General features: G+C 37.3%; 26 protein-coding genes. 8 read left to right on the forward strand and 18 right to left on the reverse strand.

Features of this window, described 5'->3' with window-relative positions:
• The 8 genes from FLJC2902T_RS05960 to FLJC2902T_RS05995 form a co-directional block, all read right to left on the reverse strand.
• On the reverse strand, window positions 1–1,509 hold a 1,509-nt coding region (locus tag FLJC2902T_RS05960), incomplete at its 3' end, for an Ig-like domain-containing protein (protein WP_211233879.1).
• A 313-nt stretch (window positions 1,510–1,822) separates the two neighbouring features.
• Window positions 1,823–2,869: an o-succinylbenzoate synthase gene (locus FLJC2902T_RS05965; RefSeq protein ID WP_035677687.1), complete on the reverse strand. Its 1,047-nt coding sequence runs from the start codon at window positions 2,867–2,869 to the stop codon at window positions 1,823–1,825.
• Between the two features lie 161 nt (window positions 2,870–3,030).
• Complete coding sequence (locus FLJC2902T_RS05970) at window positions 3,031–3,708, reverse strand: metal-dependent hydrolase (RefSeq protein WP_023578878.1); 678 nt, start codon at window positions 3,706–3,708, stop codon at window positions 3,031–3,033.
• 17 nt (window positions 3,709–3,725) lie between these two features.
• Complete coding sequence (gene menA / locus FLJC2902T_RS05975) at window positions 3,726–4,619, reverse strand: 1,4-dihydroxy-2-naphthoate octaprenyltransferase (RefSeq protein ID WP_023578879.1); 894 nt, start codon at window positions 4,617–4,619, stop codon at window positions 3,726–3,728.
• Window positions 4,620–4,631: 12 nt separating this feature from the next.
• Window positions 4,632–4,925 carry a hypothetical protein gene (locus FLJC2902T_RS05980; RefSeq protein WP_023578880.1) on the reverse strand — a complete coding sequence of 98 codons (294 nt, stop codon included), beginning with the start codon at window positions 4,923–4,925 and terminating at the stop codon, window positions 4,632–4,634.
• A 59-nt stretch (window positions 4,926–4,984) separates the two neighbouring features.
• Window positions 4,985–6,499 carry a PH domain-containing protein gene (locus FLJC2902T_RS05985; RefSeq protein WP_035677536.1) on the reverse strand — a complete coding sequence of 505 codons (1,515 nt, stop codon included), beginning with the start codon at window positions 6,497–6,499 and terminating at the stop codon, window positions 4,985–4,987.
• Entirely contained in the window at window positions 6,492–7,028 is a 537-nt protein-coding gene (locus FLJC2902T_RS05990; RefSeq protein WP_023578882.1) for a PH domain-containing protein, read from the reverse strand. The genes FLJC2902T_RS05985 and FLJC2902T_RS05990 overlap by 8 nt, the downstream gene beginning before the upstream one ends.
• A 134-nt stretch (window positions 7,029–7,162) precedes the next feature.
• Complete coding sequence (locus FLJC2902T_RS05995; protein WP_023578883.1) at window positions 7,163–8,002, reverse strand: 1,4-dihydroxy-2-naphthoyl-CoA synthase; 840 nt, start codon at window positions 8,000–8,002, stop codon at window positions 7,163–7,165.
• A 194-nt stretch (window positions 8,003–8,196) separates the two neighbouring features.
• Here FLJC2902T_RS05995 and FLJC2902T_RS06000 point away from each other — a divergent pair, with 194 nt between their 5' ends.
• From FLJC2902T_RS06000 to FLJC2902T_RS06010, 3 genes are all read left to right on the forward strand, one after another.
• A complete protein-coding gene (locus FLJC2902T_RS06000) occupies window positions 8,197–8,394 on the forward strand; it encodes a hypothetical protein (RefSeq protein ID WP_023578884.1) in 198 nt (65 codons plus the stop codon).
• A gap of 317 nt (window positions 8,395–8,711) precedes the next feature.
• Entirely contained in the window at window positions 8,712–9,899 is a 1,188-nt protein-coding gene (locus FLJC2902T_RS06005; RefSeq protein WP_023578885.1) for a serine hydrolase domain-containing protein, read from the forward strand.
• A gap of 56 nt (window positions 9,900–9,955) precedes the next feature.
• Entirely contained in the window at window positions 9,956–10,387 is a 432-nt protein-coding gene (locus FLJC2902T_RS06010; protein ID WP_023578886.1) for a PH domain-containing protein, read from the forward strand.
• Here FLJC2902T_RS06010 and ygiD read toward each other — a convergent pair.
• The 4 genes from ygiD to FLJC2902T_RS06030 form a co-directional block, all read right to left on the reverse strand.
• Window positions 10,384–11,217 carry a 4,5-DOPA-extradiol-dioxygenase gene (ygiD, locus tag FLJC2902T_RS06015; protein ID WP_211233881.1) on the reverse strand — a complete coding sequence of 278 codons (834 nt, stop codon included), beginning with the start codon at window positions 11,215–11,217 and terminating at the stop codon, window positions 10,384–10,386. The two genes, FLJC2902T_RS06010 and ygiD, sit on opposite strands and share 4 nt — an antisense overlap.
• Before the next feature lie 131 nt (window positions 11,218–11,348).
• Window positions 11,349–12,194, reverse strand: coding sequence for a CvfB family protein (locus FLJC2902T_RS06020; protein WP_023578888.1), 846 nt, complete (start codon window positions 12,192–12,194; stop codon window positions 11,349–11,351).
• 57 nt (window positions 12,195–12,251) lie between these two features.
• On the reverse strand, window positions 12,252–13,907 hold the full coding sequence (gene menD / locus FLJC2902T_RS06025; protein WP_023578889.1) for a 2-succinyl-5-enolpyruvyl-6-hydroxy-3-cyclohexene-1-carboxylic-acid synthase: 1,656 nt from the start codon (window positions 13,905–13,907) through the stop codon (window positions 12,252–12,254).
• Between the two features lie 65 nt (window positions 13,908–13,972).
• On the reverse strand, window positions 13,973–14,647 hold the full coding sequence (locus FLJC2902T_RS06030) for a hypothetical protein (protein ID WP_023578890.1): 675 nt from the start codon (window positions 14,645–14,647) through the stop codon (window positions 13,973–13,975).
• Window positions 14,648–14,921: 274 nt separating this feature from the next.
• Between FLJC2902T_RS06030 and FLJC2902T_RS06035 the strand changes: the two genes are divergently transcribed.
• Window positions 14,922–15,416 carry a GNAT family N-acetyltransferase gene (locus FLJC2902T_RS06035; RefSeq protein WP_023578891.1) on the forward strand — a complete coding sequence of 165 codons (495 nt, stop codon included), beginning with the start codon at window positions 14,922–14,924 and terminating at the stop codon, window positions 15,414–15,416.
• Between the two features lie 130 nt (window positions 15,417–15,546).
• Here FLJC2902T_RS06035 and FLJC2902T_RS06040 read toward each other — a convergent pair whose 3' ends face one another.
• Window positions 15,547–16,131 (reverse strand): glutathione peroxidase, encoded by a 585-nt coding sequence (locus FLJC2902T_RS06040; RefSeq protein ID WP_023578892.1) that lies wholly within the window; start codon window positions 16,129–16,131, stop codon window positions 15,547–15,549.
• Window positions 16,132–16,241: 110 nt separating this feature from the next.
• Complete coding sequence (gene ccsA / locus FLJC2902T_RS06045) at window positions 16,242–19,397, reverse strand: cytochrome c biogenesis protein CcsA (RefSeq protein ID WP_023578893.1); 3,156 nt, start codon at window positions 19,395–19,397, stop codon at window positions 16,242–16,244.
• A 485-nt stretch (window positions 19,398–19,882) separates the two neighbouring features.
• Between ccsA and prmA the strand changes: the two genes are divergently transcribed.
• The gene (gene prmA, locus FLJC2902T_RS06050; RefSeq protein WP_035677694.1) at window positions 19,883–20,719 is read left to right on the forward strand and encodes a 50S ribosomal protein L11 methyltransferase; all 837 of its coding nucleotides are present in this window, start codon (window positions 19,883–19,885) and stop codon (window positions 20,717–20,719) included.
• 28 nt (window positions 20,720–20,747) lie between these two features.
• The gene (locus tag FLJC2902T_RS06055; RefSeq protein WP_023578896.1) at window positions 20,748–21,023 is read left to right on the forward strand and encodes an ATP-dependent Clp protease adaptor ClpS; all 276 of its coding nucleotides are present in this window, start codon (window positions 20,748–20,750) and stop codon (window positions 21,021–21,023) included.
• Window positions 21,024–21,093: 70 nt separating this feature from the next.
• Here the strand turns inward: FLJC2902T_RS06055 and FLJC2902T_RS06060 are convergent, their stop codons facing one another.
• From FLJC2902T_RS06060 to FLJC2902T_RS06075, 4 genes are all read right to left on the reverse strand, one after another.
• Entirely contained in the window at window positions 21,094–21,540 is a 447-nt protein-coding gene (locus FLJC2902T_RS06060) for a lipocalin-like domain-containing protein (protein ID WP_023578897.1), read from the reverse strand.
• A gap of 279 nt (window positions 21,541–21,819) precedes the next feature.
• Window positions 21,820–22,251, reverse strand: coding sequence for a lipocalin-like domain-containing protein (locus FLJC2902T_RS06065; RefSeq protein ID WP_023578898.1), 432 nt, complete (start codon window positions 22,249–22,251; stop codon window positions 21,820–21,822).
• A gap of 113 nt (window positions 22,252–22,364) precedes the next feature.
• The gene (locus tag FLJC2902T_RS06070) at window positions 22,365–22,787 is read right to left on the reverse strand and encodes a DUF6691 family protein (RefSeq protein ID WP_023578899.1); all 423 of its coding nucleotides are present in this window, start codon (window positions 22,785–22,787) and stop codon (window positions 22,365–22,367) included.
• A 5-nt stretch (window positions 22,788–22,792) separates the two neighbouring features.
• Window positions 22,793–23,353, reverse strand: a complete 561-nt coding sequence (locus FLJC2902T_RS06075) for a YeeE/YedE family protein (RefSeq protein WP_035677544.1) — start codon at window positions 23,351–23,353, stop codon at window positions 22,793–22,795.
• A gap of 117 nt (window positions 23,354–23,470) precedes the next feature.
• On the opposite strand from FLJC2902T_RS06075, the gene FLJC2902T_RS06080 reads away from it, so the two are divergent.
• Entirely contained in the window at window positions 23,471–23,947 is a 477-nt protein-coding gene (locus tag FLJC2902T_RS06080; protein ID WP_023578902.1) for a DUF4199 domain-containing protein, read from the forward strand.
• Window positions 23,948–23,949: 2 nt separating this feature from the next.
• Window positions 23,950–24,414, forward strand: coding sequence for a hypothetical protein (locus FLJC2902T_RS06085; protein ID WP_023578903.1), 465 nt, complete (start codon window positions 23,950–23,952; stop codon window positions 24,412–24,414).
• The last annotated feature ends 39 nt before the right edge of the window (window positions 24,415–24,453 follow it).

The following is a 24,453-nucleotide window of genomic DNA, read 5'->3' on the forward strand; positions in this document are numbered from 1 at the left end:
TTTTGCATCCGCGGTTACCGTAATAGCGCGTTTGCCAACTGTTTGATTTAATACAAGGGATGTACTGGTATTAAAGTTTCCATCTCCAAGAAATACAGCTGTTATGGTGTGGGTTGTAGCAGATAATAAAGACGTTGAAAAGGTTGCAACACCAGAGCCATTCAATGTCGCACTGCCAATGGTAGTAGAACCATCTTTGAAATCAACCGTACCTGTTGCTGTACCTACACCACTCACGGTCGCTGTAAACGTAACAGACTGTCCATATGTTGAAGGATTTAAATTTGATGCAACAATTGTGGTAGTATTTGCCTTATTAACCACAAGACTGGAACTTGCAGGCCCAGTAATAGTTGTATCGCTGCACGTAATAGTAGTCGTTTCGGCTTTTTTTAGTGTAGTGGCAAGCGATGTTATTGATTGTCCATTTGTAAAATTAACCGAGGTTGTATAAGTTGGCACGCCATAACCTGTCCCTGGACCAGTATAACTTATAGTTTTAGGACCACTATAACTAGAAATAATATTGAAAAACTGGTCTGTTGTCGTTAGTTTAGCAATATTGAATGCAGTTCCAGCCGTTTGAGCAGTAACAGTTCCGGAATTGCCACTTGTTCCAAGTATAGGTCCATCGGTAAAATTTTGACCAGGCAAAGTTACTACTAGTTTATTAGGGGCTCCTACCACTTGAGACAAAGAACCAAGATTTGTAGAAGTAGTTAAATTTGCTATGTTACCAGTAAAAGTTGGAGTAATATTTACTGTACTACCTGTTATTGCAGCTCCATCATTTGCCATAACAGCAACACCGCTAATTGTTAAAGTTGATTTTTTATTGTTGGCGCTTACTGAGATAGGAATGGTAATGGTGCTACTCGTATAAGTTATGCTTCCATTAATAGCAAAATCTACTCCGTTGGAGCCTGAAACTGTAGCGTTAACTCCTGAAGTTTTAAAACTCCATCCATTCGGAGCATTCAACACTAATTGCGTGACAGAGTCATTAAAATCACCATTATTGCCTTCAACTATCACTATATTTTCTAAGGTCGTATAAGCGGGAGAAGTTGAGTTAGCGGCTTTATCAGCAAGTATACTATTTCCTCCAGTAGCCGCTGTTACAGTGACACTATCCGTAAAAAACACTTCATAAGTAAACCCAGACTCTGAACCATCGGCAACAAGCAAAAGGTCAGAATTCAATTCAGGTTCCGTAACAAACCATGACGCTTCGAAATTACCGGAACCATCCGCTACAACTGTCCATGGCAGGTGAGGATCGGGCGTTCCATGATCGGGTATAGGTTCCGTCAGGTGATCTATTCTTAAGTTAATTACTTCATTCGGTTGCCAACCGGTTCCAGTAATATAAACTGTTTCCCCTGGGGCATAATCCAAATCGGCTTGATCAAGTGTTACGGTTTGCCCAAAAATGAGTGTCGAAAACAGCAGACTCATGAATAATATCAAATTACTCCAAAATCCTCTTTTTAGTAATAATGTTTCCATAGGTGTGGTATTTATTAAACAATGAACGCTATTGAAGACCATAACAAAATTGTTACAGTTTAGTCATAAGTATGTCTTTCACGGGATGGAAACTAAAATAATTGTTCAATCCCGAAAATCGTTAAGGGATAATGTTTTGGAAGTTTAAGTGCCCATTGTGGTATTTGAGTACTCTTAAACCAATTGTAATAAAATTCGATAATTAATTTGAACTCTAATTTAGAATTATGATTTGTAGTAATCTTAACAACACGTTAACTTTTCGATAAAAGGAATAAAAAAAACCGCGTAAAGCAGTTTTATAGGTTTTGATTTATTTAAAATTTAATTGAGAAGTATCCCACTTTTTTCTTTCTTCGTACCAGAGTTGGCCGCTTTTGACTTCCAGCGGACAGTCGAAATTGTTGGTATACAGTGCTCCGGTTCCTAAACCCTGAGGCATCGGATTTTGAAGTGTGAAGGTCCATTGTGCGATCGCATTTAATCCGATGTTGCTTTCTAAGGCTGAAGTGATCCACCAACCTATTTTGTATTTTTCAGCTAAGGCAATCCACTCTTCCGCACCTCGGAAGCCGCCCACTAAACTAGGTTTTAGAATGATGTATTGAGGTTTAATTTTTTTAAGTAATGCTTCTTTTTCTTCTAAGGAAAACACGCCGATTAACTCCTCATCCAAAGCGATTGGAAAAGGTGTCTGCTTACACAGCTCTGCCATCCTGTCAGTGTTGTTTTTAGTAATCGGTTGCTCTATACTATGCAATTCAAAACCAGATAATTGATTTAATTTATCTAAAGCCTCTGTTAAATCAAAAGCGCCGTTGGCATCCACTCGAATTTCTATGGTTTCGGCGTCAAAATTGGTTCGAATGAAACGTAATAAATCCAGTTCTTTTTGGAAATCAATGGCACCGATTTTGAGCTTTATGCACTTGAATCCGTTGGCTAATTTTTCGTCGATTTGTTGTTTCATGTAATCCTCATCCCCCATCCAAACCAGACCGTTTATGAAAATACTTTGCTCACTTTTTGTAAATTCAGATGGAAATAACAGAAACGGATTCTCTGCTTCGAGCGATAAAAAAGCCTGTTCGATTCCGAATTGGATGGAGGGAAATTCCATCATGGCTTCCCAGAGTTTTTCTTTCCCTAAATGGATGTTTTGGCAAACCCATTTTAATTTGTCTTCATAATCCGGTCGGTCATCGATACTCAGCGTTCGCAGAATGCCGCACTCGCCTATTCCTTTTTTACCGTCTTTTTCAAGAAGGATGAACCAGGTTTCTTTTTCGGTTAAAACACCGCGTGACGTTCCTGAAGGACGTTTGAAATTGAGTACGTATTTCTGATAACTAGCTTTAATCATTACAAAACTTTACTGATATGAAAATGGTTTATCCTTTAGCCCCGATTGGAGTGGCACGAAGTAGAACGGAAAGCGGGAACATGGCCTCCAAAAATGCCCAAGCCATTCGCTCCAAAAAAAAACGAACCTCCCGATAACTATCGGGACTCTCCAAAAAATTATAAATCTATTGAACCGCCTATTTCCAATAACATTAAGTCTTTTCCTTTGTCGAAGAATTTCTTAATCGCTTCCTCGTGGTTTATTACAATGAATCCGAAGGTATCATAATGGTAACCCAGAATCTTGTCGCATTCCAGAAAATCGGAGGCGATGATGGCGTCGTCGACATTCATAGTGAAATTATTTCCGATAGGCAAAATCGCTAGATCCAATTTGGTGCGCATCGGGATGAGTTTCATGTCCATCGTTAAAGCCGTGTCGCCTGCGATGTAAATATTTTTGTGTTCGCCTTCGATTACGAATCCGCCCGGTTGTCCGCCGTAACTGCCTTCTGCAAAGGAACTTGTGTGAATGGCGTTAACGTATTTTACGGTTCCGAAATCGAATTTCCAGCTTCCGCCGTGGTTCATTGGGTGGTAACTTAAGCCTTTGTGTCCGAAGTGCATGGCGATTTCATAATTGGAAACCACGATGGCATCGGTTCGTTTGGCAATGGCTTCGACATCCAGAACGTGATCCTGATGTGCGTGTGTAACCAGGATATAATCCGCTTTTAAAGTATTGATATCGATATTAGAAGCGTTTGGATTTCCTGTGATGAACGGATCGACTAAAATGTGTTTGCCGCTAACTTCAATTCCGACGCAGGCATGACCGTAAAATGTAATTTTCATGGATCGTATTTTTTAGATTAGTAGAAGATTGTCAAAGTTAATGAAAGAATTATTGCCAAGGCAAAGGTTCCTAAAGCTACTTTTTTTAGTTCAGGATCGAAATCGGTGTACGTTTTTGCTTTCTGAACTGTTTTTAAGTGGCGGAACATCAGAATGGCTATGAATAATACTCCGAAATAACTTATTTCTGTTAAAAAAGAGAAGACAACTGTAGCCAATATCGCGAGAACAACTATGCTGTAATGGTAATATTTTGCGGTCTGCAATCCCATTTTTACAACAATGGTGTTTTTGCCAGAATTTCGGTCATTTTCGATATCGCGCATGTTGTTCAGGTTTAGAACGGCTACACTCAATAATCCGATGGCGACTGCCGGTAAAACCAGAACCGTATCAAATTGTTTTGTGAAAAGGAAATTCGAACCCAAAACACTTACCAATCCGAAGAAAATAAACACGAAAACATCTCCGAAGCCACTGTAACCGTAAGCTCCTTTCCCAACCGTGTATTTTATGGCGGCGATTATGGAAGCAATTCCTAAAACGAAAAACAACAGCGAATAGCCGAAATTTTCTTTCCCGAAGGAAATATAAATAAGTGTTACAGCAGAAATCAGCGATAATGCGGAAGTAATTATGATTGCTGTTTTCATTTGTGGCGCGGTAATGGCTCCGCTTTGAATGGCGCGTTGCGGACCGACTCTGTGCTCGTTATCCGTTCCTTTTACTCCATCACCGTAATCGTTAGCGAAATTGGAAAGCACCTGAAATCCTAAAGTGGTAAGCAGTGCAAAAATAACGATTGCCCAATTTTCAAATCCCTGAAAATAAGCGTAAGCACTTCCTATAATTATTCCCGAAACCGACAGCGGTAACGTTCTGAGCCTTGCGGCTTGTATCCATTTTTTCATACTATTATTCTACTATCCGACCATTTTAAACAAATAAAATATCGTCAGACAATTTATAATCAAGGCATAAAGCCATGTTCTTTTAAAATTAAATTTACTTTTAACAAGCATTACCAAATTTAGTATCGGCAACAGAAAAAACAACATCAGAAAAGGAAACCATAAAAGTTCGTATACAGCTCCCACGATAGCGTAGCGATATATATCTTGCATCGAATTAACCCCAATCCAGTATCCTAAAACAAAAACACTTAAAACCAAAATGATTATACTTTTCTTTTCAAGGAAACCTAACAATTTCTCCATATACATTTTACCCTTACTTCTAATCATTAACGACTAATTACTAAACACTAACTACTAACTCACATCCAATTTTCCTTAGTCGTTTCCACCTGATACAACCACAGATTCACCAGTTCCTTAACCTTGGTAAAATTCCCCAAATGAAAGGACAAATCCCCTCCGGCTGTTGTTATGGTTACGCTTCCAATATTGGCGCGCTTGTGCCAGAAGAACTGGCTGACTTTAATCGCCTGAATCTTATGAGGCTCGATGATTTCGTTATCAATATCCCATGCGCCGCTTTGCCTGATGATATACTGCTCATTTACAAACAAACGGTAATTCCGGAATCCGAAGTAAAGCAGCAGTCCAACAAAAATAAGATATACCGGCAAGAAGAAAATATAGTCGAATACTTTGTCATTGGCGGTAAATCCGTAACCAATAATTGCTAAGACGGGAATGATGATAAAGAATAATGTCGGAAACAATAACTTTCTGAAATTGGGTTTCAGCATTACTCCTTTTTGCGGAATTTGTCCAAACAGTAGTTTCAGAATGGTATCTTTTTCAAGTTCATCACAACCCGGAATTTCGATGGCCGATTTTTTATTCTCTTTTTCCGTTTCGCTCCCGGAAGCCTGTTTGATTTTGAAATTGAGCACATTCATTTTCTTTTGCAGCCAATTCTGACTCAACGCAACAATCTGCACCTTTTCAGGTTTTATGATGGTGTTCTTTGTGGAAAGCAATCCGAAAGAAAGCAATAACGAATGGTTCTGTTTTGTGATTCTGAAATCGAAATATTTGATGATCGTACGAAACAGGTTAATCACCAAAATCAGAAAAAATACGGCAATAATAAGAATCATCATCGAATACATCGCCATATTCTGATTGATGTAGGTTTCTATTTCGGCATCCACTTTGTCCATTGCTTCAGAATTGCGTGCCAGGTTTTGGATATTCTCGAAGACCGTGAAGAAAAAAGCCAGCAATAAACCGAAACTGCGAACGTAATTGGATGTTATTCCGATTTTTATCAGACTTAAAAAGCTGATTGCAATAAACGGTTTTTCAGTATTGGTATGAATTGCTTCCGATGATTCTCCGGTTACTGAAACCGCTTTGGCTTCGCTTAACAATTTTGTTTTTAAAGCAACGGCCAGATCGTGTGAAATGGCGCGAATGGAAACCTCTTTTTTAGTACTTCCGGCGGTATCAATATCTAAGGCATGCACGCCGATGATTTTCTGAACCAACGACTGATTGATATTTACCTGTTGAATTTTATGTAGCTGAATGGCAATTTTTGACTTATTCAGCACTCCTTTATGAATAATGAATTCGTCGTTTTGGTCGTCGATATAGAAGGTAAAATTCAGATACTGTAAATAAGCAACAATACCCACTACCGAAACCACTCCGACAAAACCCAACGCCAGATACAGCTTGTTCATTTCGTTGAATTTGAAAATCCAAATCACTAAAATAGGCCATAGAGCACGACCTATCTTTTGCAGCGTATCGGTAAACATTACCAAAACACCAATTAAGGATTGCCGTTGTGGCTGATTAAAATCGGATTTACTCATTTTCAACAGCAGTATTAGCTACATCCGTGGTTAGTTTTGACATCAATAACTGCTTAATATCCTGCGCCTTATCTTTTTCTATTCCAGGAATTTCTATATCACTGTTGCCTCCGCCAGCGGTAAAAATCTGTATTGAGGCCAGTCCGAACTGTCTTGCAATAAACCCCTCATGCAAAGCCACATGCTGAATTCTACTGTAAGGAATAATCGTTGTGTTTTCTGAAATGATGCCGCTTTTGTATAGCACATCATGCTGTCTGAAAGCATAACCACGCTTTTTAAAACTAAGTTTTCCGAATCCTACAGAAAGTAAAATTAAAGCAACTATTCCCAACAAAAGGAAATGCCAATACCCGCTTGCTTCTTCTGAAAAAAACAAAAAGAATCCCAAACCGATACCCATCACCAAAAGAAAAACAAAATTGGTTATAAGAATGATTTTCCAGTAATCCTTATGCAACGGCAGAAGTGAAACCTCCTCAAATTTGGGAAGTTCTTCTATATTAATAGTATCGTTGGTAAAACTCACAGTTATTTTTTTTTAGTTACAAGGGATAAGTAGCAAGGGATAAGTAGGATTGTGTATAAAGTTTACTTTTCCCTTTTCCCTTTTCCCTTTTCCCTCTTGCTTCTTGACTCTATTCTCTATTCTCTATTCCTCAATTAAGGAATATACTTCTTCTCAAAATTAGGCTTACGTTTTTCAAGGAATGCATTTCGGCCTTCAATCGCTTCATCTGACATATACGCTAAACGAGTCGCTTCTCCGGCGAAAACCTGTTGCCCCACCATACCATCATCGGTAAGATTCATGGCGAATTTCAGCATTTTGATGGAGATCGGTGATTTTTCAAGGATTTCCTGTGCCCATTGGTAAGCCGTGTCTTCTAATTCTGCGTGAGGAATAACCGCGTTTACCATTCCCATATCGAAAGCCTCCTGAGCGGAATAATTTCTTCCTAAAAAGAAAATTTCGCGGGCTTTTTTCTGTCCGACCATTTTTGCAAGGTAAGCCGAACCGTAACCACCGTCGAAACTGGTTACATCAGCATCCGTTTGTTTGAAAATTGCGTGTTCCTTACTCGCCAAGGTTAAATCGCAAACCACGTGTAAACTGTGTCCGCCACCAACAGCCCATCCCGGGACAACCGCAATTACGGCTTTTGGCATGAAACGAATTAATCGTTGTACTTCCAGTATATTTAATCTATGGTAACCATCATCTCCCACATACCCTTGTTTTCCTCTGGCTTTTTGATCGCCGCCACTGCAAAACGACCAGATACCGTCTTTGGAAGAAGGTCCTTCGGCAGAAAGTAAAACCACTCCGATTGAAGTATCTTCATGAGCATCGTGAAACGCTTCCAAAAGTTCTTTAGTTGTTTTAGGACGAAATGCATTGCGCACATCCGGACGGTTGAAAGCGATACGTGCCACACCATCGCATTTTTTATACGTTATATCTTCAAACTCCTTTACGGTTTTCCAGTTAATTGTACTCATATTTTAAAATTTAAAGTGTAAAAATAAAACAAATTAAGCGGTTGCAGGCAATCATTCGAAAACAAAAAAAGCCATCATAACTTTAACATAAAAGTTTTGGAATACTTTTGAATTTGATTTGGATTTTTCGTAAATTTAACTACTTCTTTTACAAGGAGTTGGTTCACTGATTTATTAATTAAAAAAGTTATTCTTTGAAAAAATCTGTAATTTTTGTCGCTCTTTTATCTGTAGTATTATTTACAAGTTGTAAAAATAATTCTGAAGTTAAACCTGAAGAAACAACTGAAGCAGCGATGACTGAGCAAGTAGATACTGTTGCAACTGACAGCATTAAGACTGATGAAGTAGCACCTGTGGAAGTAGAAAAAGATACATTGACAAAAAAATAAGTCAATTTCTTTTAAGTTATTTTAAGTACCATGGGTTATGAAGCGAATGTTGGATTAATGAGATGAAGTTTTGACTCTCTGCTTAAAGACAAAGAAATTTTAAAACAATTGGCGTTCAGTGCTATTTTTCAGCTGATGCAATTGTTAGAATTTATTTTTTTTATAAAAAAATAATGAGGCTAACTCAAAAGGTTAGCCTTTTTATTTTATAATTATCTCACTTTTTGTTTATTTTTCATTTTTAACAGAATTTTATTCGCTTCAGAATTTTGAAAATAGCACGGGTTAATTATATTTGCTTTTTACCAATAATTACAATGAGAATTTCAAGATACATCCCTATACTTTCACTATTTTTATTTTTAAGCTGCAATGACAAAAACGGAAAAAACGGAAACAATCCAAACGACACCGTTCTTTTAGCCGAAAAATATGAAGTCAGTTTTCCGAAATTAAATTCGAAATACACTTCCGATAACAAAACCTTTGTAGAAAATTTCTATAACAAACACTACAATCCGAAAGATTTCAGCGGTGGTTTACTGGTTGCCAAAAACGGTCAGATCATCTATGAAAATTACAGCGGCTACGCATACAAAGAAAAAGACGATAAGATCACAGCCGAAAAACCAATCCACATTGCTTCGGTAAGTAAAATGCTGACCGCCGTTTGTGTTTTAAAACTGGTTGATGAAGGCAAAATCGCATTAGATAAAAGTGTTCAGACGTATCTATCGACTTTCCCGCATGCTGAAACTTCGGTTCGCATGTTGTTAAACCACCGAAGCGGATTGCGCAATTACGCTTATTTTACCGATGACAAAGGCGTTTGGAACAAAAAACAAACGCTTACCAATCAGGATGTGCTGGATATTCTGGCTACGAAACCAATCGGATTGGAGTCAAAACCGGGAACGCGTTTCGGCTACTGTAACACCAATTACGCCCTATTGGCTTTAATTATCGAAAAGGTGTCCGGAAAAAAATATGCCAAGGTGATGAACGAGATGATTTTCGAACCTCTGGGAATGAAAAACACCTTTGTTTTTGACGATCTGAAAAAGAAAGACGAAGTGAGTCAGTCGTATAAAAACAATTATTTACGACTTGCGTTTGAGTTTTTGGATCAGGTTTATGGGGATAAAAACATTTATTCTACACCGAGAGATCTACTGAAATTTGAAACCGCTACCTATTCTGACGCATTCCTTAGCAAGAAAATGAAAGCCGAAATGTTCAAAGGATACAGTTACGAACGCAAGGGAACGCGTAATTACGGCTTGGGCGTACGCATGCTTGAATTTGAAACGGGTCAGACTTATTTCTTCCATAACGGTTGGTGGCATGGTAATACATCTTCTTTGGTGACTTTACGAAAAGAAAATGTGACAATTATTTCACTTTCCAACAAATACACACACAAAACGTATCAGACTAAAAAACTGGCAGCTCATTTTGGGGATTATCCTTTTAAATTCAAGAATGAAGGTAATGGAGCGGATTAGTTCAGATAACAGACAGCAGATTGCAGATATGAGATTGTAGATAGCAGAAATAACCAATGAAAACCTATTATTCCTCAAAAAACATTTTTTTTGTATCGCTTTTGTGGCTGATTGTTTTCGGCATAGTTAGCTCCTTCTTTATTCCTGAAAATGAAAAAGGAGAATCCATTCCGATTGGAATACCCATCTTTTTAAGTTTGATTGGCGGATTTCTAATTTGGACACTGTCAGACACCAAATACCGAATCAGTGATAATAATCTGAAATATTATTCAGGCCCGATTCGCGGTAAAATTGACATTCGTCAAATCCGAAAAATCGAGCATGTCAAAACTGTTTTTGTATCAGCCATCCTGAAACCGGCCCTTGGCTCTCATGGCTTAATGATAACCTATAACAAGTTTGACGATATTTACATTTCCCCAAAAGACAAAGAAAATTTCATTGCGGAGTTGTTGAAAATCAACCCTAATATTCAGATAGTCTAACCGATTTTAACCGACGTCATCGTTAAAGAGCCCCCAACCGCTTTATCATTAAAGAAACTGATATCGTCTTTGTTATCCTGTAATGCCAATGAATACAACATCGGATAATAATGATCAGGAGTCGGGATAGCTAATTTCGCTGCTTTATCCAAGGTTTCATAATCGATTAAAGCCTTGTGATTGGCGTCAGTGATTTTATTCTTGAAAATCGTATTCATTTCGTTGGCCCAGTCAAAACCGTATTCCGGTTCACTTAGTTTGTCCCAAGCAACCATTCTCAGATTGTGCACCATATTTCCGCTGCCGATAATCAACACGCCTTTTTTACGAAGCGCTGCCAATTGTTTGGCTAAATCATAATGATACTGTGGTGGTTTACTGTAATCGATACTCAATTGCAATACCGGAATGTCCGCATCGGGATACATATGACGAACGACGGTCCATGTCCCGTGGTCCAAACCCCAGTCGTGGTCTAAGCCAACATCGGTAGTAGTAATCAATTGTTTTGTGGCCTGCGCCAATTCCGGATTTCCGGGTGCGGGATATTGTACATTGAAAAGCTCCTGTGGAAAACCTCCGAAATCATGAATCGTCTTCGGATTGTTCATGGCGGTAATATGTGTTCCTCTGGTTAACCAATGCGCAGAAATCACCAAAACCGCTTTAGGTTTCACAATTTCCTTCCCCATGGCTTTCCAGGTTTGGGAAAACTGATTATCTTCAATACCGTTCATGGGAGAACCATGACCTATAAACAAAACAGGATGTTTAGTATCTTCTTCGCTTAAATCCTTTGTCCAGTTGTAAAATGGTTGTAACGTTGCCATAGCCGCTCCTCCTAGTATCGTTTTAATAAATTCGTCTCTTTTCATTACTATACAATAATTGTATATACAAATGTAAAAATAAAAACGAACTAAAATCAGATTTTAGTACATTTTAACAGTAAGTAGTTGATTTACAACAAATGGATTCCGTCCTCTTTAATATCAATGAGTTTCTGTTTGTAAAGCAAACCAATGGCTTTTTTAAACGTTTTTTTACTCATTTTTAGAACGGTTTTGATGTCTTCAGGATGCGAATTATCATTTAAACGAAGAAAACCTCTGCTGGCTTTCAGTTCATCTAAAATTACCTGTGAACTTGGTTCGATGTTTTCAAAACCCAATTTACGGGTAGAAACATCAATTTTTCCGTCGGGGCGGATGTTTTTTATGAAACCTACAATTCGGTCGCCGGTACGCAAATCATCATAAACTTCATTTAAATACAACAAGCCTTTGTGCTTTTCGTTGATGATAACATTGATACCCAAATCGGTAATGTGTGAAACGATTAAATCCACTTCCTCGCCTACTTCAACAGTAATATCGTCATTGGTAAGAAACTGATTCAATTTACTTGATGCCACCAGACGATTGGTTTTTTCGTCCTTATACATGTACACAAGATAACGTTTCCCCTGCTCCATCGGACGCGCCTGTTCTTTAAACGGAACAAACAAATCCTTCTCCATACCCCAGTTCATAAAGGCTCCGAACTCGTTGATATAATTCACTCGAAGCAATGAAAATTCATTCAGAAAAATATAAGGCTCCAAGGTAGTGGCAACCGGTCGTTCTTCATGATCGAGGTATACAAAAACGGTGATTTCATCGCCAATTTTAAAATCGGCGGGTACGTATTTGTTTGGCAACAGTATATCGTGAGTACCTTCCGGGTCAAGTTCAGGGTTACCTAAAAACAAACCAACCTTCGTATCTCTTAATATTGTAAGCGTATTGTATTTTCCTATTTCGATCATAATCTCAGTTTCAAAGTGGCAAAGGTACAAAGTTTCAAAGCCTTTTCAATATTTTTCCTAAAATGTCAGACTTTTAAAATACTCTAACAGTATTTTATTATTGACTTCCGTTGGTGTGAACACTTCCATTATCGCCGGTTTTTCGGCAGTTAAAAACGAACTCATTTCTGATAGCAGTTCCGATTCAGTATTACTTCTGAAATAATCAAATCCATACATTTTCGCCAGATGTTCCGCGGTTAATGTATGTGCAGTTTCAAAAAAAGTATTGAAAACAGGAGTTTCCTGATGTCCGGGAAGAATCCTGAAAATTCCTCCACCACTATTATTAATCAGAATGATTTTGAAATTTGTCGGAATGTAATTGTTCCAAAGCGCGTTGCTGTCGTAAAAGAAACTCACATCACCCGTAATCATAATTGTGGGTTTTTCCGATGCCAAAGCGGCGCCTATTGCGGTCGACGTACTTCCGTCGATACCACTTGTTCCCCGGTTGCAAAACACCTCGATACTAGGGTGAACAGGAAATAATTGTGCATATCGGATAGGCGAACTGTTGCTGATCTGTAACTGACTATTTTCCGGTAACATCGGCAGAATCGTTTCAAAAACCTTCATATCCGAAAACGGAATGGTCTTCAGGTAATCACTGTGCTTATCTTTTCGGAACGCTTTTAAAGCTAACGTATTTTGCAGATAATTACTTTCAGTCACATTGGTTTTCGGAAGAAATTCGGTAAAAAACTGATTCGGACTCACTTCAAAATGTTGCGTCAGACAATCAAAAGTATCATAAGCCCTGAATGAATCGATATGCCAATGCTGGTTTGGTTTGTATTTCCGTAAAAACGCTTTGATACGTTTCGAAACCACCATTCCTCCTATGGATATGAGAATTTCAGGTTGGAATTCCTTAAAATCTTCTTCCGTAAATGGCGTGATTATGGTATCGATATTTGAGATGAAATTCGGATGATGCACGTTCGATGTCACTTCGGTCATAACCACCACAGACGGGTCGTTTGCCAATTGATTTAAAATAGCCTGATCAATTTCATTTGGATTATTAACTCCGATTAAAATCAGTTTCTTTTTCGAAGAATTCCATTGGTTTACGAAGCTATCGAGGTTTGGCAGCAAAGGTTCTTCTGTCGGAAAATCAACAATCGTCGGTTTTACTGAAAGTTCGCTGACCGTTTCATACAAAGGTTCTTCAAAAGGCGCATTGATGTGAACCGGACCTTTTTGAGCTACAGCAACGTTAATCGCTTCATTAATTTTAAGATCGTTTTCATCAGAAGCGTCTTCATGCAAATTGGCGTTGAAGAGGATATGATTCTCAAACACGTTTTTCTGGCGGATGGTTTGTCCGTCACCGATATCTATTTTACTTTTCGGACGGTCGGCTGAAATAACGACCAGCGGAATCTGGCTGTAGAAAGCTTCTGCTATGGCCGGGTAGTAATTCAGAACTGCAGAACCTGAAGTACAAACAAGCGCAACCGGTTTTTGTTTTTGCTGTGCCATCCCCAATGCAAAGAAAGCGGCGCAACGTTCATCGGCTATACTGTAACAGTTAAATTCCGGATTACTTGCGAAACCAATAGTTAAAGGAGCATTTCTGGAACCCGGCGAGATTACAATATCAAGAAGGTCTTTAGCTTTACAGATTTCAAGTATACTTTGGGCTAAAGGTATTTTTGGGTAAGTCATTTTTAAAGTCGCTAAGTCACAAAGATACAAATATTAGGATGTTGTAAAAACACAAAGTTCCGCTCTCAGGAATGCAATTGTTCCTCTTCCTTCATGATCATAAATCTGTAGAATGTGTAATGTGAAATTCCGTAGGACAAAATCACCATCTGATAAATACCTTCGTTTTTAATGTAAAATTTATTGATAAAAAATGCGGCGATTTGAACAATAAATAAAATGGAACTAATTAATAACCAGTAGTTTTTGTGACCCGGATTGTGTACATAATTAATAATGGCGACACCTCCGATAAATGATGTGAAAAACGCATTTAAAATCCATATATAATAACTGTCACCCAAATGGCTTACCACAAATTCAATAATATACAGATAGATTACAAAAAAAGGAATGAAAGCAATACTTATTGCTTTGAAATTTCTTCTGGTTACCAAACCAAGAATCAACAGCACCAGGCACAACTTAAAAAGCATTGATGAAAAAGTGCCGTAAATAAATGTGGCCGGCGTCCCAAAATAAAAAAATACGGATGCCAGCTGATACAATAACAGTGCGGCAATGTAAAGTATGCTTCTTTTTTGTGAGGTTATAAAATAGAGAATCAGTAAAATAGGAATTCTTATGAACCAAAAAACCTCTGTCATTTCCTCAATGCTTACTATTGAAAATAAGCTGTACAGGAATAGATTCAAAAAGTATAGAATGAGTACTATTTTTGAAATTTTTTTAAAATTCATTCAACTCCATTTTGTATTAAAAATAAATATAGTGATTTTAAGTCATTATAACCCTAAACAACCAAATGCTTCTTTATGCGATTAGGAAATTTTTCACCAAATCAATCAGGTACAGACAACTACACAAAAACTGAAAAATCATAAATAAAGTTACGTTTTTTTAATAAATTATTAATACCGTATCCACAGATAGGAATTCTTACACTTCTTATTCCCTGAATCCCTTTGACTTGTATTTTTTATTCACTAATTTTGATAGGAAAAATAAAGTAAAATGAGCATTAGTATCCGTCAGGCAACCGTTGAAGACATGCCTTCTGTTTTAAAAATCATCAATCATGAAATTTTGAATTCGACTTCAATTTATGATTATGAGCCAAGAACATTAGGGCAGCAAATAGCCATCTTTAAAGAAAAAAAGGATAACAATTTCCCGTTTATCGTTGCAGAAAAAGATGAAATGATTGTTGGTTTCGGAACTTACGGTCGGTTCCGATTTAGGGAAGCTTATAAATTTACTGTTGAACATTCGGTCTATGTCCATAGGGATTATACCGGAAACGGCATTGGTTCTACCCTTCTGAAAGAACTGATCGAAATAGCAAAACTGCAAAAACTGCACACGATGATTGGTGTTATCGATTCAGAAAACAAGGGAAGCATTTCTTTTCACGAACGATTGGGTTTCAAAGTAGCGGGTCAGCTTAAAGAAACAGGTTATAAATTTGACCGTTGGCTGGATTCGGTTTTCGTACAATTAATTTTATAGTTTTTTCTCTGCCACAAAGACACGAAGGCACAACGAAGCTATTTCTGAATACTTCAAAAAAAAATCCCAAAACTGACTATTCAATTTTGGGATTTTATATTTTGATTCGCTAATTACTGAATACTTCTCACTATCCTTTTATCCAATCAATTATTTCTTTGTCATTGGGTAAAACTCTCGGACTGATTACGTTTTCCAGTTCGCCGTTTTCGTTAATTAAAAATTTCTGAAAATTCCATTCTACATGACTGTCTTCCAATCCGTTTTTGGACTTTTCGGTTAAAAAATGATAAATCGGATGCATATCTTCCCCTTTAACCGAAATTTTCTCCATCATCGGAAAAGTAACTCCGTAATTCTTAGTGCAGAATGCTTTGATTTCCTGATTGCTTCCCGGTTCCTGTGCCCCGAAATTATTGGCTGGAAAACCGATAATTACAAAATCCTTGTCCTTGTATTCTGAATATACTTTTTGCAACTGTTCGTATTGTGGTGTTAATCCGCATTCGGAAGCGGTATTCACCACCATAACTTTCTTTCCTTTTAAGGTAGCGAAATCAAATTCTTTTCCTTCGATGTCTTTTACCTTAAACTGATAGATACTTTGTTTCACTGTTTGTTTGTTTTCTGCTGTTTCCATTGTTTTTTTATTTTGGTTTTGCCCTTGACAACCCGCAATAAACACTAAGGCGATGGCTATAATAAGGTTTTTCATTATTTTGTATTTTTTATAAAATTAGTCAAATTGTAAGTTTTAATATACTTTTCTACTGTAAATTTTTGTTAAACAAAAAACCCACAATCTTTCGATTATGGGTTTTACTGTTATTTTTTATAATATTTTTTATACTTAAAGTAAGAAGCGATTCCGAGCAGTGTCACCAAGGCAACGGAAACATAAACGAAATTCGGTGTTACCACTTTATCTCCTTTTGCATACGAATGCAGTCCGGTCAAATAGAAATTCACACCAAAATAAGTCATCATAATCGAGTAAAAAGCGAAAACACTCATTAGGTTGTACACCCACTTTCCTCTCAATGCCGGTACGAATCGCATGTGAATTACAAAAGCATACACCATGATACTGATCAGTGCCCAAGTCTCTTTCGGATCCCAACCCCAATAACGTCCCCAACTCTCGTTAGCCCATTGTCCTCCCAGGAAGTTACCGATGGTTAACATTACCAGACCAACTGTCAAAGCCATTTCATTGATAATGGTAATTTCTCTTATGTTGAGTTCCATTTTCTTTTTGTTCTTCTCGTTGGTTAACAACATCAGTAACAGCGAAACTATTCCCAGAATCATTCCCAGTGTAAACGGTCCGTAACTTGCAACAATCACCGCTACGTGAATCATTAACCAATATGAATTCAGAACCGGTTGCAAATTGGCAATGGCAGGATCCATCCAGTTCCAATGCGCAATCATTAAAATCATGGCAGCCACGAAAGCGGTTGAAGACACAGTCAATTCCGATTTTCTTCCGAAAACCAAGCCGAAAAGCATTGTTGCCCATCCCACATAAATCATCGATTCGTAAGCATCACTCCACGGAGCATGTCCGGAAATGTACCAACGGGCAATTAGTCCGACGGTATGCATTATAAAAAACAAACCAATAAATACATGGCTGACTTTAACCAACGTGTTTATGATTTTCCCTGAATTGAAAATTTTTACGATTACGAACAAGAACATCAGAACGCCCGCAATCATGTACCACGAATACAGTTTCTTGAAGATATCGTACTTGTTGTACAGGATTTCCGAGTTGATTTTCTCCTCGCTCGGATAGACTTCTTTTCCGTATTTCTTCTGGAATTTTATTAATCCGTCAAGGAAAGTTTCCGCGGCTTTATAATCTTTCTTTGTTGGTACTTCGTCCAAAGAACTTAAATACAACGGAATTACGTTTTTGGTAAACAACGAATCGATTCCGGTTAATCCGGCTTCATTCAGTTCCAGATGCGAAACCCATTTGTTGTTTTTGTCAAACGGAATCGGGAACACCTTTAAAATTTGTCCACTCAAGGCTGAATATAACAGATTTACCTTTTTATCGGTTTCCATGAAATCTTTCTGAAACTGATTGGGCACAGGGGCTTTGTAGGCTTCATCCAGATAAGGCGATAATTTATAATTCCCTTTTTCATCAAAGAATTTCATCAGCGAAACGTACTTGGCACCTTTTTCAGCACCAATCATATTGTGAATACTGTCGTTCCCTTTTTTGATGAAGATAATCGGAACATTATACCAAACCTGTGGAAATTGTGTCATCGAAAGGAAAACCTGATCGGAATTCATTCCTTTATAGGAATCGCTTTTGCTTACTTTTCGCAACAATTCCGATGAAAACGTGTTCAAAGGTTTCATACGGCCGCCCTGATCCTGCACGATTAACCGTCCGAATTTGGATGCATGTTCTTCTGAAACTTTATACCTTGAAATTAAGGAATCAATTTGCTTTTCAGTTGGCATCATCGGTTGTTCGTGTTGCTGCTGATGTTGTGCCATCATTCCCATGCTGAAAAACAACATGATAACCGTTGTTAAAGCCGCTTTTTTAGCTTTTACCTTTTCCAGTTTTCTTTTCAGATCACCAAAACGGGAATCCTTAACAAACAAGATTCCGAGCATCCCGGCAAACAAAAGGAAGTAACCGATGTAGGTTACCCAAGTTCCCCAGAAATCGTGATTTACGGAAAGTACGGTTCCTTTTTCATCTGGATCAAATGATGCCTGGAAGAAGCGGTATCCGCGATAATCTAAAATATTGTTCATGAAAATTCTGGCATCAAATTTATTTTTCTGTTCGGTATCCTCAACTGTTACTTTACTTTCAAAAGCCGAATAGCTTTTATCGGTTCCCGGATACTTTGATGCAATGAAGTCGTTCAGTTTAACCTTGAAAGGCGTTTCATAAACCTTACTGCCGTACATAAAAGTATATTCAAGATTCCCCAATTTAAACGACTGCGGAACACCCATTTTCCCTTTGGAACCCAAAAGCGTCACTTCTTTTTCTTTACCTTCGTTTTTTACGGTCACTACCAAAGCATCATCCGTTTTCTGGTCTTTATAATCGCCGTTGGATTCCTGAACAATTTTTCCTTTGATGGCCGGCTGCGGAATTACGAATTGTGAACCGCCCATGTTATAAAGCGAACGCAACATAAGTGCCTGAATTTTGTCTTTTTCGACTTTACCCTGCATCTTATCTGCCATTCGCATAAAGTTACCTTCAAAAGGAGCCTGAATGGTATAGGCTTCAGCAATTTTAGTGATGTTTATGGCTCCCGGTGTAAATTTATTAAATGCAAAAAGTACATTATGGATATTTTGCACTTCGCCTTCCTTAAGAAAATGCTCGTGACGTGTTCCGTCTCCGGATTCTACCAATTTTAAAAAGAAAATACCGTTTTCATCCTCTTTGATGACTTCTTTTGCCCCCATTATGAAATCCTTATATTCGATTTCAAAAGGGATGTCGGCAAAACTTTCACTGATTGAAAAATCGTTATTGGTGATTGGTGACATCAGCAATTGCTTTTCGAATGTACGGCGCTTCATCTCTCCGTTATATTGTCCGTCGACAAAAACATTCAGATATACTTTGTCTGAAAATATCTGGTTGGAAACTTCACCTTCACGGATAGGCATCATCCCTTCAAAACTGATGTAACGCGTGATAAAAGCTCCGGCAATGATTAAAATAAAAGACAAATGCAGTAACAAAGATGCCCATTTACCCTTTTGAAGCAGGTTGTATCGTTTGATGTTCCCGATAAAATTAATCACGAAGAACACCATAATCACTTCGAACCATCTGGCATTGTAGACTAAAATTCGGGCAGTATCGGTATTGTATTCACTTTCGATAAAGGTTCCGGCTGCCATTGCTACTGCAAAAACGATAAACAAAACAGCCATTAAACGAGTTGAAAAAAGGAAGGAAAATATTTTTTTATCCATGACGGAAGCGGTTTTTACAAATTGTTGCGAAGATACTTAAAAGCAATGTTTTGTTAACTGTTTTTAACGAATTTTAAGAAATATAAAGTTGACCTAAAAAACGTACTTTACCAGCAGAAATCATAACACAATATATACTGACACAAACTTAATCAGATTTCGAAGAACATCAACTGACAATTATCATTTCGCTTCTTGTCTCTTGCTTCTTGTCTCTTGCTTCTATTTTCTTTTCCTCTATTCTCTTTTTTTCTCCCAAACACAAGAGACCTTCCCTCTTCAGCCCCGACAGTAGCGGCATCCTTTTGCTCCTCTCGTTAAAAGAACGAGAGGAGCAAAAGATACAGCGGATGGCGGGAAAACGGATTACCGGAAAGCCCGAACCTATCGCTCCAAAAAAATCATATTGCAAAAATCATCCGGAAACTAAAGTTGCATCGTATTGTCGGCAGATTGGAATTACTACCTTTGCAAAAAAAAACAGCATGGAAAACACATATATCGGATACCATTTTACGGTGGAACCTAAAGAATTGGGTTCTGAAATTTTAGTAGCCGAATTGGGAGAAACAGCCTTTGAAAGTTTTATGGAAACGGAAAAAGGGGTTTCGGCATTTGTTCAGAAAGCGCTTTGGAACGAACATATTCTGGATGATATTCAGATTTTACATTCGGATGAATTCAAAATCGAGTATACGTTTGAAGAAATTGAACAAGTGAACTGGAATGAGGAATGGGAGAAAAATTTCGATCCGATTGATGTGGACGGCATTTGTCATGTTCGCGCGCCTTTTCATGAAAAAACCGATGCAAAATACGATATTGTCATTGAACCGAAAATGAGTTTTGGGACCGGTCATCACGAAACCACTCACATGATGATTCAGCATCTTCTGGAAATGGATGTTACCAACCTAAAAACATTGGACATGGGTTGCGGAACTGCCATTTTAGCCATTTTAGCAGAAATGAAAGGCGCTCAACCGATTGATGCAATTGACATTGACAACTGGTGCTATCTGAATTCCATTGAAAATGCGGAACGCAACAACTGCAGACACATTACGGTTTATGAAGGCGATGCTTCACTGTTAAATCAGGGTCAGAAATATGACCTTATCATTGCCAACATCAACAGAAATATCCTTTTGAACGACATGCAAGCGTATGTAAATTGTTTAAACAAAAACGGAATTTTATTGTTGAGCGGATTTTATGAAGCAGACATTCCGGTTATCGATACAAGTTGCACTGAAAAAGGGCTGACCTATGTTAAAAAGTTCCAAAAGAATAACTGGGTTTCTTTAAAATACGTAAATTAGCACTTTATTTTATACTAATCATTTGATTATGAACGTAAAAGAAAAAATTAAAGAACAAGTATCAGTAGAAGAATTACTAGCTTCTAACTACGAAATCATTCTGTTCAATGATGACGTGAACACTTTTGACCATGTAATAGATACATTAATGTATGTATGTGATCATGAACCGTTACAAGCTGAACAATGTGCGCTTTTGGTTCATTATACCGGAAAATGTGCCGTAAAAACAGGATCCTACAAAGAATTGGAACCGTTATGCAGTAAACTACTTCAAGCCGATTTGAGTGCAGAAATACAATAAAAAAACAATACAAAAGAAAGCCCCGAAAAATTTCGGGGCTTTTTTTATTATACTCTTGTATGACAAAAAATTATGCTTTTGTAAAAGACACATTTAATGTAAAAGTCGTCCCTTGTTCAGTAAATGTAGCTTTAACTTTCAATTCTGTAGTAGACAAACTTACAATTTCAAACGCCTGGGTTTCTCCATCTACGGAAAGAGATATTGAATTATTGTCTTTTGTCCAAGTTCCTGGAGTCTGTTCCAAGGTGCATGCTGAATCAACATAATCACCTTCATTGTAAATACCATCGGCTTTTAGTTCAATGAAATCTTTACTACATCCTTCTTGATTGTTCGGATAATTGTCTTCCGGAGAAGTTACCCCGTTTTGAGTTACACTAAATTTGTTAAAATTCCATTTCCCTTCAACTGAAGCAACGGGTGCACTTGAATTATCACCATCATCTTTATTACAAGATGTAAAAGTCATACCTAAAGCTAAGGCAGAAACAAATAAAATACTTACTTTTTTCATTGTGTTAATTTTTAAATAATTTCCTGCAAATATATTAAAACACGACTAATTGAATAAATTTTCCTACAATTTAAAATCACTATAAATAACAGTAAAATATTACAAAAATTCATCGGAAACTTTCCTTACAAATCCCAATTAACATTACTTTATTAATCAGAACTCCGAATCCATAAAAACCAAAACCTTGTGCGACAGATTATTCGAAGCCGATTTGAGTGCCGAAATACAATAAAAAAAGTCCCGAAATTTTCGGGACTTTTTTTATTTTTAATCTATTTACATTCTTGTGTAAACATTAACCATTTCCATACCGTTATCTGTATACTTAACTTTTAAAGTTGTTGAATCTAAAGTTAGGATTTCAGCATTTTCAGCCACTCCATCAAATGTCACTGTCATAATATTACCTGATTTTGACCAAGTTCCTGTTCCAACATCCGAAAGACATCCACCATCATTATAATAATAAACATCTTTAGCAGTACCTCCGGCTAGAATTTCAATATAATCATTTCCGCATTGTGGAGCCTCGTTAAGATAATCTGTCAAAACTTCTTGACCGGAAACAATTGCTCCTTCTTTTGAATACTTCCATTTTCCTTCAATACTCGCACTTGATGAGCTTGATGAATCATCGTCCTTGTTACAAGATGTGAAAACCATGCCTAATGCTAAGGCAGAAACAAATAAAAGAGTAATTTTTTTCATAATATGTGTGTTTTTTAAATGATTTATAACAAATATATAAAAACATCCATATAATTATAACTTTCCTTACAATTTAAAAAGGCTCTAAATAAGGTAATAATCTTACATAAAAATTAATGAGGCAGTTTGTTTTTAAGGACTCCGTAAAGATATGTTCCCAGCAATGCTCCCGCAAGAACAATCACAATTCCGTAGAAACCGGCTCCAAGAAGAATGAAAATAGGTCCCGGACAAGAACCAACCAATCCCCATCCCAATCCGAATAAAGTTCCGCCAACTATATAGCGGACAAATCCTCTTTCCTTATCTTCAATTTCAATGGGATGTCCTTTGATGTTTTTAAGATGCTTTCTTTTGATGATCTGAACACCGATGACGCCGGTAAAAACTGCCACACCGATAATTCCGTACATGTGAAACGACTGAAACTGGAACATTTCATAAATTCGGTACCATGAAACGGCTTCGGCTTTTGTCAATACGATTCCGAACACGAAACCTACTAAAACAAATTTTATTAAGTTGATGAATTTCATGATTTCTATTTAAAAATTATTGGTAAAAGCACATGCGCCATGATCAATCCGCCGATAAAGAATCCGATTACGGCAATTAATGACGGTTTCTGAAGATTACTTAATCCGGAAATGGCGTGACCCGACGTACAACCGCCTGCATAACGCGTTCCGAAACCGATTAACAATCCGCCAAAGAAAAGAATGGCGATGGTTTTCGGCGTCTTTAACGCATCCCATCCAAACAGCGATTCTGGTCCCAATTTACCGTTTGGCGCTTCAATGTTCAAGGTTGCCAACTGTTCAATCGTCTTTGGATTTATCTGTACTCCGCTACCGTCACTTAAAAAATGAACCGCGACGAATCCGCCTAAAATCGCTCCGAAAACAACGGCCAGATTCCATTTTTGTTCACGCCAGTCAAATTTGAAAAAATCAACATTCTTACCTGCACCCGCCATGGTACAAAGCGTTCTTAAATTGGATGACATTCCGAAAGATTTTCCGAAGAAAATGAGTGTGAGCATTACCGCTCCGATTAAAAACCCTGAAATATACCAAGGCCAGGTTCCGAAAAATGAATACATAGTAATTTCTTTATTCGGCAAAAGTAATTATTGAATAAATATTTTGTGTAACAAACATCATATATTTTTCGTTTCAATAAAATAAACCGCTAATTTTGATTCGTTAAAATATCATTTATGAAAAACTTTACTATTGAGATCAAGTGGGCTTTTATATTTTTCATTGCATCATTAGCTTGGATGTTTTTAGAAAAATCAGTAGGACTTCATGATCAATATATTGAAAAACACCCTATCTATACCAATCTGTTTGCGATTGTTGCTATTGCGATTTATTATTTTGCCTTAAGAGATAAAAAGAAAAACTTTTTCAACAATCAGATGACATGGAAACAAGGATTTGTAAGCGGAGTATACCTTTCCTTTTTTATCGCAATATTAAGTCCTCTTGCGCAATATGTAACCAGTACAATAATAACACCCGATTACTTTAAAAATGTGATTGCATACGCTGTTGAACATAACAAAATGAAACGAGAAGATGCAGAAATGTATTTCAACTTAAAAAGTTATATCATGCAGGGAATTTTTGGGGCTCTTTCAATGGGGGTCGTAACTTCGGGAATTGTAGCTTATTTTATAAAATCAAAATAGCCATGTTTAAAAAAATATTTTTATTAAATCTGCTTTTTTTTGGTGTGACGGCTTGCATAAGCACGAAATCAACCATTCAAAACATTGACAATAGCGCCATTAAGCCGGCTGTTAAGGATAACGCCTATATTTTAAAAGAATACGCCGATTCCAAAAAATATGGCTACAATGAGGATTATCCGATTAACATTGGTGTCATTCAGGATAAAAGTGAAAGTGTGTATATTGGTTATTTCTTCAATGGGATGACAGGCCCTAAAGGAGAAACTTTAAACTATACCAAGGTAGACACCTGCTGTCCTTTCCCTACTAAACACAATACAATTGGCGGTGGTTTACTGTCTGTTTACGAAGTGAGGTGGACCGGTCAGACAAAGCCCGTTCGTTTGTATTTCAACATTTATGAAAGAGGTAAAATTATGTGCCCGATAGGTTTCCAGATTAAAAATCTACCGAAAAAATCCTGATAATTTTAAGAATTTTATAAGATTTACACCCTTCTAACT

The sequence above is a fragment of the Flavobacterium limnosediminis JC2902 genome (assembly GCF_000498535.1).
Classification (GTDB): domain Bacteria; phylum Bacteroidota; class Bacteroidia; order Flavobacteriales; family Flavobacteriaceae; genus Flavobacterium; species Flavobacterium limnosediminis.